The organism is Oleiphilus sp. HI0132 (assembly GCF_001635845.1).
Window position 1 is genome coordinate 1 of sequence record NZ_LWGJ01000128.1, and the last position, 747, is coordinate 747.

At 45.4% G+C, this 747-nt stretch carries 1 protein-coding gene; it reads left to right on the top strand.

The features are described 5' to 3' along the window. A partial coding sequence (locus tag A3766_RS01660) for a DUF3336 domain-containing protein (protein WP_156508606.1) occupies positions 1-747 on the top strand: 747 nt, incomplete at both ends.

The window sequence follows — 747 nt, forward strand, 5'->3', positions numbered from 1 at the left end:
AAAAAGCCTGCCTCCAAGCACTACCCATACAAAGTACTGCAGGAACATTATCAAACAATCTCTGAACTGCTAGAAAAAAAAGATTATTTGAAGCTGATTCCCTATATTCAGGAAAGCCTGTATCGAACCACCGCGGAACTCAGTAAGCCTAAGCTCTATCAACCCGCCTACACAGGAACCAAGACCCTCGTTAGCAATTACTTAAAGTTGATCGATAAAGCGTTAAAGATACTCTGCGAATCTGAGATCGATAACATCTCGACAAAAGACAAACTTGCCCAATTCAAACAGGCCGAGCATAACTTTGGTCGCCCAGCCTTAATGTTAAGTGGCGGTGGTACCTTCGGTATTTACCATATAGGCGTGGTCGCAACGCTTATCAAACATCAGCTCCTCCCCTCCATCATATCTGGTAGCAGTATGGGAGCAATCACGGCAGGCATGCTAGCGACCCACACAGATAAGGAAGTACTTACTCTTCTAGGTAAGCCCGAGGAAAGTAACTACAGCCCTTTGAAGCGTTTACCGCTTAAAGGTATTTGGCAACAGCAATCATTACTCGACCCAGAGCAACTGCGCAGCTGCGTTGAACACAACGTCGGATTAATGACTTTTGAAGAAGCCTTTAAAAAAACCGGCCGAAACGTAAGCATTACAATTTCACCTGCCCGAACAGGCCAAAAGCCAAGAATTCTGAACTACCAAACTGCACCAAGTGTTTTTGTCGCATCCGCAGCGCAAGCATCT